Here is a 9,049-nt window from a genome sequence, read left to right on the forward strand (position 1 = left end):
CGCAACGCGCTCACCGGAATTTGCCGGGTCGTAGATTCGCTGAGATGCCGCCCATGCAACGGCAAATGATGGTCGTTTCACTTTGGCTCCTTGTTGTTGAAATGAATTCGACTCGAGGGTAAGCGCATCGAAGACTCGCGACGGCTCATGTGCACCGAGAACCTTCGAATCCACCGAATCAGGGCGTCATGATGCACGGCTTGAAAGTTTTTTGTAAGGACATCGGCTTGTCGGACTCCGATCCGTCTTCTGCTTCACCCCTCGTTTTCCCCGATCCCGTTCGCCTTGACTCCGCCGCCCCGATCGACAAAACTTCGCACATCGCCAGTGTGATCACAGATCGCAGATCAAACTCAGGAGCCCCGCCTTGCCGCCCCGTATCGTCCCGCCCGCACTGAAAGTCATCGAACAGGAAACGATGGCCGACAAGGTCTATCAGCAACTGCGCGAAGCGCTGATGAGCGGCCGTTTCGCGCCCGGCCAGGCGCTGAGCCTGCGCAGCGTCGCCGAGGCGGTCGGCTCGTCGACGATGCCCGTGCGGGCCGCACTTACGCGGCTGCGCGCCGAACGCGCGCTGGTCGACGGCCCGAATCGCGCGCTCGTCGTCCCGCCGATGACGCTCGACATGCTCGACGAACTCCGCGACGTGCGCATCGCGCTCGAAGGCTGCATCGCCGAACGCGCGTGCGCCCGGATGACCGACGCGCAGATCGCGGCCGTGCGCAAGACCTACGAGACGATGCAGGCACACGCCGAGGCCGGCCGCTCGCGCGCCTACCTGCAAAGCAATTTCGCGTTCCACAGTGCGATCTACGCGCACGGCGCCAGCGAAAACACGCTCGCGATCGTGGAGAACCTGTGGATGCGCGTCGGCCCGTTCCTCAACATGGTCGCGCTCGACATCCCGCACATGCGGCGCTCGATGGATGCGCACCGCGCGATCGTCGATGCGCTCGAACGGCGCGACGGCGCGGGCGTGCGGGCCGGCATCGCGCTCGACATCGGCGGCGCCGCGCATGATCTCGCCGAGACGCTGCGGGCCGAACAGACGCCGCGGAGCGTGAACGCGAAACCGTAGCGACCGCCTGCCACGGCCGCCCGACACGCGAGCGGCCGTCATTCCACAACACCAAAGATGGAGACAACCCGGCATGACAGCTTCCGACCTGCTGAAACCCTATGACGGCCTGCGCGTCCTCGTGACCGGCGGCGCGTCGGGCATCGGCCTCGAAATCGCCGACGCGTTCGCCGAATGCGGCGCGCGCGTGCACGTTTGCGATGCGTCGCAAGCCTCGATCGCGGCGCTCGCCGACCGGCCGCCGCGTGCCGCGACCGGCGCGATCAGCGCGACGCTGGCCGACGTGTCCGACCCGGCCGCCGTCGAGCGCGTGTTCGCCGACGTGTCGACCCGGCTCGGCGGCCTCGACGTGCTGGTCAACAACGCGGGCATCGCCGGCCCGACCGGCGGCATCGACGAAATCGACCCCGTGCAGTGGGAGCAGACCGTCGCGATCAACCTGAACGCGCAATTCCAGTTCGCGCGCCGCGCGGTGCCGCTGCTGCGCGAGTCGAAACCCGGCGGCGCGATCATCGCGCTGTCGTCGGTCGCCGGCCGGCTCGGCTACGCGTTCCGCACGCCGTATGCGGCCACCAAATGGGCGGTGGTCGGCCTCGTGAAAAGTCTCGCGATCGAACTCGGGCCGCTCGGCATCCGCGTGAACGCGATCCAGCCCGGCATCGTGCGCGGCCCGCGGATGCGCCGCGTGATCGAGGCGCGCGCGCAGCAGCTCGGCATCGGCTACGACGAAATGGAGCAGCGCTATCTCGAGAAGATCTCGCTGCGGCGCATGACCGATCCGGCCGAGATCGCCGCGACCGCGCTGTTCCTGTGCTCGCCGGGCGGGCACGGAATCACCGGGCAGGCGATCTCCGTCTGCGGCAACGTCGAAGTGCTCTGACGCCTCCTGCATCGTTCATCGAAAGGAATCCATCCGTGGCAAACGCTCGCAAAATCATCATCACCTGTGCGCCGACCGGCGCGATCCATACGCCGTCGATGTCGCCGTACCTGCCCGTGACGCCGCACGAAATCGAAACGGCCGCGGTCGCGGCCGCGCAGGCCGGCGCGGCGATCCTGCACCTGCACGCACGCAACCCGTCCGACGGCAAGCCGACGCAGGACCCGGCCGTGTTCGCCGAGTTCCTGCCGCGCATCAAGGCGCGGACCGACGCGGTGATCAACCTCACGTCGGGCGGCAGCCCGCACATGACGGTCGACGAACGGCTGCAGCCGGCGCTGCATTTCCAGCCCGAAGTCGCGTCCTTGAACATGGGTTCGATGAACTTCGGGCTGTACCCGATGCTCGAGCGCTTCCGCGAGCTGAAGCATCCGTGGGAGCGCGAACATCTCGAGAAAAGCCGCGATCTCGTGTTCAAGAACACGTTCGCGGACATCGAGACGATCCTCACGCGCTGCGGCGCGAACGGCACGCGGTTCGAATTCGAGTGCTACGACATCTCGCACCTGTACAACCTCGCGCACTTCGTCGATCGCGGGCTCGCGAAGCCGCCGTTCTTCGTGCAAAGCGTGTTCGGCCTGCTCGGCGGGATCGGCGCGCACCCGGAGGACCTGATGCACATGCGCCGGACGGCCGACCGCCTGTTCGGCAGCGATTACGTGTGGTCGATCCTCGGCGCCGGGCGCAACCAGATTCCGCTCGCGACGATCGGCGCCGCGCAAGGCGCGAACGTGCGCGTCGGGCTCGAGGATTCGCTGTGGATCGCGCCCGGCAAGCTCGCGGAATCGAGCGCCGCGCAAGTCCTGAAAATGCGCCAGGTGCTCGAAGGCCTGTCGCTCGAGATCGCGACGCCGGCCGAGGCGCGCGCGATGCTCGCACTCAAGGGCGGCGACGCGGTGAATTTCTGACCGCCGGGTAGCACCCCAACACCAGAACCCGCAAGCGCAGTGACAAGGCGCCGGCCCGAGCCGGCCGGCGCCAGGACGCCCTTGATCGCCCCGCTCCGTTCGAGCGCCGCCGGCGCGGCTCCGTCGACTGCCCATCCGCTGCCTGCATCGCAGCGGCATTTGCCGAACGCGGCGCGCCGTGCTTGCTGTGCGCGCCGGTTCGCTCTTACCGGAGTCGTCCGCATGTCCACTCATCACGCTCAGGCATTGTCTTCCGCCGCCGGCGACGCGAACGCGTCGCTGAACCGGCTGCTGTTCCGCAAACTCATGCCGCTGCTGATCGCCGCCTATGTGATCAGCTTTCTCGACCGCACCAACATCGCGTTCGCCAAACATTCGATGGGCATCGATCTCGGCATCTCATCGGCCGCGTACGGGCTCGGCGCGGGGCTGTTCTTTCTCACCTACGCGTTGTTCGAGATCCCGAGCAACCTGATCATGCATCGCGTCGGCGCGCGCTTCTGGATCACGCGGATCATGATCACGTGGGGCGCGCTGTCGGTCGCGATGGCGTTCGTCCGCGGCGAGACGTCGTTCTACGTGATGCGCCTGCTGCTCGGCGTGGCCGAAGCCGGCCTGTTTCCCGGCGTGATGCTGTATCTGACGTACTGGTTCGGCCGCGAGGAACGTGCGCGCGCCACCGGCTATTTCCTGCTCGGCGTGTGCATCGCCAACATCGTCGGCGGGCCGCTCGCCGGCGCGCTGATCGAGCTCGACGGCACGCTCGGCTTCCACGGCTGGCAATGGCTGTTCGTCGTCGAAGGCATCCCGGCGATCCTGCTCGCGTTCGTCGTGTGGACGCGATTGCCGGACCGTCCGAGCGCCGCGCCGTGGCTCGCCCCGGAAACCGGCCGCGCGCTCGAGCGCAAGCTGGCCGCCGAACAGGACGCGGGCGTCGCCGCGCACGGCGGCCATGCGTTCGGCGCCGCACTGCGCGATCCGCAGATCTGGCTCGCGATCTTCGTGTACTTCTGCCACCAGTTGACCATCTACACGGTGATCTTCTTCCTGCCGGGCATCATCGGCGCGTCGGGGCGGCTCTCGCCGGTCGCGGTCGGGTTGCTGACGTCGCTGCCCTGGCTCGCCGCCGCGCTGGGCGCCGGGACGCTGCCCCGCTTCGCCCGCGAGTCGCGTCATTCGCGCCGGATGCTGTGCGCGGGGCTGATGGTCATGGCCGCCGGCATGGTCGGCGCTGCGCATGCGTCGCCGCTGGCGGGGCTGCTCTGCGTGTGCGTCGCTGCATCGATGTTCTTCGTCGTGCAGTCGATCGTGTTCACGTTTCCGGCGTCGCGGCTCGCCGGCAGCGCGCTGGCCGGCGGGCTCGGGCTCGTGAATACGTGCGGGTTGCTCGGCGGCTTCGTCGGGCCGACCGTCGTCGGCGCGATCGAACAGGCGACCGGCAATGCGAAGAACGGGCTGACGCTGCTGGCGGCCGCGCTCGTCGTCGCGGCGTTCGCGAGCCTCGCGTTGCGGCACGGGCACGAGCACGCCGACGTGCGGTCGCGCGGCTGAAGACAACGAGATTCAGGCTGGCGAGATGCGGGTTTCGCCCCGGCCGCATCTCGCCTCGCTCTGTCAGAACAGATGCATCTCCGCGACAAACACCACGCCCGAGAACAGCAGCGTCGTCACGCAATACCCCATGATGTCGCGCACGCCGAGCCCTAGCGCAGCAGCGCAACGTTCTCGTCGATTCGACGCTGAATGTCCGTCAGCGTGTCTTCTGTGATGATCCCCTCGTAGCGGCGCTTCGCAATGGCCGAGAACTGGCTGGCTACTCCGCACATTCCGTCGATCATGTCGCTGGCAACGGCTGCGGAAAGCTCTGCTTCCTTTGCCAGTCCGAGCAATGCCGCCCGGTCGATCCGCAGCGCCTCGCCCATGACGTCCATTTGGTGGTAACCGCCCGGCCCCTCGCAGAATGTCACGTCGTAGGCCGGCGCGAGTTTCCACTGGCCGGATCGCGACATGACGTAAGCGAAGTTTTTCGGATGATCGTCGCGATTGTTGAACGCGACATTGAAGACAGCCCGTTCAAACGCCCGCGCCTTCTCGCGTACGTCGTTGGTGCACATGTGAGTCGCACGCAAGAAGTTCACGTAGTCCAGCGCCCCCGGCGTTTTGTAATCGGCACCGGTAAACGCGGCAACGCTTTGCATGGGCACGCGCAGACCGTCCCGTCGATCGAAACGCCGGGACGCAAATGCCGCCATCCCGTCAGGCAAATTGAAATGCAGCGTGTCCGGGGTCTCGATGCCGCACATGCGCAAGCACTCGGCGTAGACCATTTCGATCGCGCACACCTCGGGATGCTCTTGCCGAGCCGGGAACTTGACCAACCACGCGTCAAAACCCGCCACCGCGGCCGTGGTAAAAACGCCGGACTGCGGATCACGATAGACCAGGGCCTTCGGCCTGGCACCTTGCGGAGAGCCGCCCACCTGCAGCAGTTGATGAAGGAATTCGCCGCCCTCACCGTTGAGGACTTCCTGTACCTCGGCCGCGAGCCGGTCGAGAGGAATATCCGGCTGCGGTGCCTGGATCTCGACCGCGACCGGCTCGAACGACATGGCGCCCATTGCGTGGTTGCCAATGTAAGCCAACCGCTCCAGCGGCCCGATGCGTGCCGCGTTGAGACCGCGGCGTTTGAACAAGCGGTCCATGAGCAACATGCCCCATCCGTCGGGCAGCGCGTCATAGACTGGGCCGGGCAATCCCAGCTGGTGGGACGGAAAGTCCTTGCGCAGCCTCGCCCCATGCAATGGGAGCGCATAAGACGACAGTTCCAGCCCCCTTTTGCGCGCGTCATCGCTATATTCGAATACGATCAACGGGCGCCCCGTGATCGCCGTCGTAGAAACCATCGATCCCCACAGCCAGTGCTCCCCCCAGCCGTCGTAGTAGACATCGATCCGCTCGATCATTTCTGGTTGCCCCTCTTGACGCGCTGACGTTTGGCACTTTTTTCATACCGATGAACGTCTTCCAGGCTATCGAGCTTCGGCAGGAACAATCCTTCGAGTTCCTTGCTACGTCCCAGGACCATGGCTACACGAACTACCGTCTCGAGGCTCACATTGCGTCCGGCTTCCAGATTGGACACGGTATTGGAACCGACGCCGGCACGCGCGGCTACGTCGCTCTGCGTCAATTGCAACGCCAGCCGCTCCGTGCGAAGCCTCGCGCAAAGCAGTGTGACGATTTCATCGGGCTTGCGAAAATTTAATTCCAGCATAGTGGGTCTTCCCGCGCCATATCTCTCATAACTCACAATATTATAGAGTTACAGGAGAGATGCATGCAGGAACTTTAATTCCCATACATTGTGTCTTATTTTGATATTTTCGCGGATAATCCACTTCAAAACGGAATTGATGCGTCAGCGATGCACGCTCTTCCCCTGCCCACTGGACGCCTTCCAGATACGCCATGTCGTGGATGGATCGCCGCGCGCATCGATGCGTATACGGGCCCTGGCGTGAGCCCGCTAGCGAGCAACCGCCTCCGGCGTGCTGACGGCTGCGATCGCTGTCGCTCGCCGCTCCACCAGCTTCTGCGCAAGCCGGTACGCCACAAGCGAACCTGCCACGGCAAGCAGCATCGGCACGAGGCAGTCGTGATTCGCGCGCGTGAATTCGAGCAGCAGCACGACGGCCGTGATCGGCATCTGCATCGACGCGGCCAGAAACGCGGTCGCGCCGATCAGCGCGCATCCGCCGAGCGATGCACCCGGCCACACGATGCTCCACAGTCCACCGAGCACGACCCCGAGCAGCGCGCCGTTCGCGAGGCCCGGCGTCAGCAGCCCGCCTTCCGCGCCAGCCCGCAGGCTGCCGGCCTCGATCAGCACCTTCAGCACGAGCAGCACCGCCGCGAGGCCGATCGTCAGCGTGCCGTCGAAGCCCAGCGATGCCGGCCCCTTGCCGTTGCCGAGCAATTGCGGAAACCCCATCGAGAGCACGCCGATCACCGCGAAGTTGAGCAGCGCGAACACCGGCAGCCGCCAGTCCTTCGGCGCGTTCGCCCGCGCGCGGGTCGTGAGCCGCACGAAACCGTACGCGGCGAAGCCGAACAGCGGCCCGCAGACGATCGACCATGCGACCAGCGGTGTGCTCAGCACGAACGCCGGCACCGTGTACTGGTGCTCATTGCCGAGGCCGAGCCACGCGACGATCGCCGCGATCGCGGACGTCACGACCGCCACGATCAGCGCACGCATGTCGAACGTGCCGAGCAGCACCTCGAGCACGAAGATCGCGCCGCCGAGCGGCACGTTGTAGACGGCCGCGAGCCCCGCGCCGGCGCCGCACGCGACCATCAGCCGGCAATCGTCGGGCGTGAGTCGCGCCGCATGCGCGAACCGCCCGGCGAGCAGCGAGCCGATCTCGCGCGGCGCGACTTCGCGGCCGAGTGGCGAGCCGAGCGCGACGGTGACGATCTGCAGCAGCGCATGAACCGTCGTACTGACGAACGGCATCCGCGGATCGGCCGCGCGCACCGCGCGACGGATGCTGACGAGCGGCCGGCCATACCGGTAAAGCGCCCACCAGCCGCCGCCGGCGACGATCCCGCAGACGGTCAGCACCGCCAGCCGACGCAGCGGTTCGGCGCCGGTCACGCCACTGAGGAAGCTCTCGGACCCGATCACGTGCGCGATGCTGTAGCCGTACGCGAGGTGCTGGATCGCATGCAGCAGCAACGCGAGGAGCATGCCGCCGAGACCCGCGCCGATACCGGTCAGGACCGTGACGACAGCCATGCGCGCGAACGGGCTGACGGGTGGCGAGGAAGCGGCGGGAGCGGATGGAAGATCGAGGCGCATGGGGTCGGCGAACGAGGATCGAAAAGGCGGCGCGCACGCTGCATGCCGTCATCAGGACCGCATCGTAGGCCCCCGCCTCTCATGAGACAAACGTATTTTTCGAATCGACTCATGCATTTGTTGAATACATGAGGGCCGGCGGGCCGCGATGACCCGCCTTCCGCGTCAATCCGGATACGTGATGCGCTCCGGCTCACGCCGCATGATGACCTTCCCGTGGCGCATCGACAGCGTGGCCTTCGCCTGCCGGCGTACGGCTTCGTAATCGCTGTCCGCGTCGAGCACGACGAGATTCGCCGGACGCCCGATCTCGATGCCGTAGCCCTCGCCGAGATGCATCGTCGTCGCGCTGTGGTCGGTCACGAAGTCGAGGCAGCGCTGCAGGTCCTGGTAACCCATCATGTGACAGATATGAAGGCCCGCATCGAGCACGCGCAGGATGTTGCCGTTGCCGAGCGGATACCACGGGTCCTTGATCGAATCCTGCCCGAAGCACACGTTGATGCCGGCCCGGTCGAGTTCCGCGACGCGCGTGACGCCGCGCCGCTTCGGAAACGTGTCGAAGCGCCCTTGCAGGTGAATGCTCTCGGTCGGGCACGAGATGAAGTTCAGTCCCGCCCGCTTCAGCAGCCGGAACAGCTTCGAGCAGTACGCGTTGTCGTACGAACCCATCGCGGTCGTGTGGCTCGCGGTGACCCGCGCGCCCATGCCGCGCACGCGCGCTTCTTCCGCGAGCACTTCGAGAAAGCGCGAATGCGGATCGTCGGTTTCGTCGCAGTGCACGTCGACGAGGCAGCCCGTGCGTTCCGCGAGATCCATCAGAAAGCGGATCGAGCTGACGCCCTGCTCCCGCGTGTTCTCGAAATGCGGAATTCCGCCGACGACGTCCGCGCCGAGCTCGATCGCCTGCTCCATCAGCGCGCGGCCGCCGTCGAACGATTCGATGCCCTCCTGCGGGAACGCGACGATCTGCAGATCGATCAGCCCGCGCGCCTCGTCCTTCACTTCCAGCATCGCCTTCAGCGCGGCCAACGTCGGATCGGTCACGTCGACGTGCGTGCGCACGTGCTGGATCCCGTGGTCGCGCAGCATGCCGATCGCCGCATGCGCGCGCGCTTTGGTGTCCTCGTGCGTGATCGTCGCCTTGCGCTCGGCCCAGCGCTCGATGCCTTCGAACAGCGTGCCGCTCATGTTCCACGCGGGTTCGCCGGCCGTCAGCACGGCATCGAGGTGGATAGTGCGGCTCGACGAGCGGCGCAATT

Annotated in this window: 7 protein-coding genes and 2 pseudogenes; 4 read left to right on the forward strand and 5 right to left on the reverse strand. The window is 66.2% G+C overall.

Going from position 1 to position 9,049, the window contains the following annotated elements:
• Positions 1–367: 367 nt before the first annotated feature.
• The 4 genes from JMF90_RS11915 (at position 368) to JMF90_RS11930 (ending at position 4,477) form a co-directional block, all read left to right on the forward strand.
• Positions 368–1,078: a GntR family transcriptional regulator gene (locus tag JMF90_RS11915; RefSeq protein WP_011547754.1), complete on the forward strand. Its 711-nt coding sequence runs from the start codon at positions 368–370 to the stop codon at positions 1,076–1,078.
• 73 nt (positions 1,079–1,151) lie between these two features.
• On the forward strand, positions 1,152–1,958 hold the full coding sequence (locus JMF90_RS11920) for an SDR family oxidoreductase (RefSeq protein WP_011547755.1): 807 nt from the start codon (positions 1,152–1,154) through the stop codon (positions 1,956–1,958).
• Positions 1,959–1,993: 35 nt separating this feature from the next.
• Positions 1,994–2,926 carry a 3-keto-5-aminohexanoate cleavage protein gene (locus JMF90_RS11925; RefSeq protein ID WP_011547756.1) on the forward strand — a complete coding sequence of 311 codons (933 nt, stop codon included), beginning with the start codon at positions 1,994–1,996 and terminating at the stop codon, positions 2,924–2,926.
• A 222-nt stretch (positions 2,927–3,148) separates the two neighbouring features.
• A complete protein-coding gene (locus tag JMF90_RS11930) occupies positions 3,149–4,477 on the forward strand; it encodes an MFS transporter (RefSeq protein WP_011547757.1) in 1,329 nt (442 codons plus the stop codon).
• Positions 4,478–4,540: 63 nt separating this feature from the next.
• Here the strand turns inward: JMF90_RS11930 and JMF90_RS11935 are convergent.
• The 5 genes and pseudogenes from JMF90_RS11935 to codA all read right to left on the reverse strand — a co-directional run.
• Positions 4,541–4,639, reverse strand: a pseudogene (locus JMF90_RS11935) (TIGR00366 family protein); the annotation flags it as partial.
• Entirely contained in the window at positions 4,630–5,889 is a 1,260-nt protein-coding gene (locus tag JMF90_RS11940; protein ID WP_006479086.1) for a type II toxin-antitoxin system HipA family toxin, read from the reverse strand. The pseudogene JMF90_RS11935 and the gene JMF90_RS11940, both read right to left, overlap by 10 nt.
• Complete coding sequence (locus JMF90_RS11945) at positions 5,886–6,200, reverse strand: helix-turn-helix domain-containing protein (protein WP_011547758.1); 315 nt, start codon at positions 6,198–6,200, stop codon at positions 5,886–5,888. Before JMF90_RS11945 ends, JMF90_RS11940 begins: the two co-directional genes overlap by 4 nt.
• A 252-nt stretch (positions 6,201–6,452) precedes the next feature.
• A complete protein-coding gene (locus JMF90_RS11950) occupies positions 6,453–7,787 on the reverse strand; it encodes a chloride channel protein (RefSeq protein WP_011547759.1) in 1,335 nt (444 codons plus the stop codon).
• Positions 7,788–7,952: 165 nt separating this feature from the next.
• Positions 7,953–9,049, reverse strand: a pseudogene (gene codA / locus JMF90_RS11955) (cytosine deaminase); the annotation flags it as partial.

It is taken from the genome of Burkholderia sp. E168m23, from assembly GCF_016586125.1.
Lineage (GTDB): Bacteria > Pseudomonadota > Gammaproteobacteria > Burkholderiales > Burkholderiaceae > Burkholderia > Burkholderia orbicola.

What these genes read in the sequence shown, in the direction of transcription:
- JMF90_RS11920 (WP_011547755.1), top strand. Translation starts at nt 1,152, where the DNA reads ATGACAGCTTCCGACCTGCTGAAACCCTATGACGGCCTGCGCGTCCTC.
- JMF90_RS11930 (WP_011547757.1), top strand. Translation starts at nt 3,149, where the DNA reads ATGTCCACTCATCACGCTCAGGCATTGTCTTCCGCCGCCGGCGACGCG.
- JMF90_RS11940 (WP_006479086.1), bottom strand. Translation starts at nt 5,889, where the DNA reads ATGATCGAGCGGATCGATGTCTACTACGACGGCTGGGGGGAGCACTGG.
- JMF90_RS11945 (WP_011547758.1), bottom strand. Translation starts at nt 6,200, where the DNA reads ATGCTGGAATTAAATTTTCGCAAGCCCGATGAAATCGTCACACTGCTT.
- JMF90_RS11950 (WP_011547759.1), bottom strand. Translation starts at nt 7,787, where the DNA reads ATGCGCCTCGATCTTCCATCCGCTCCCGCCGCTTCCTCGCCACCCGTC.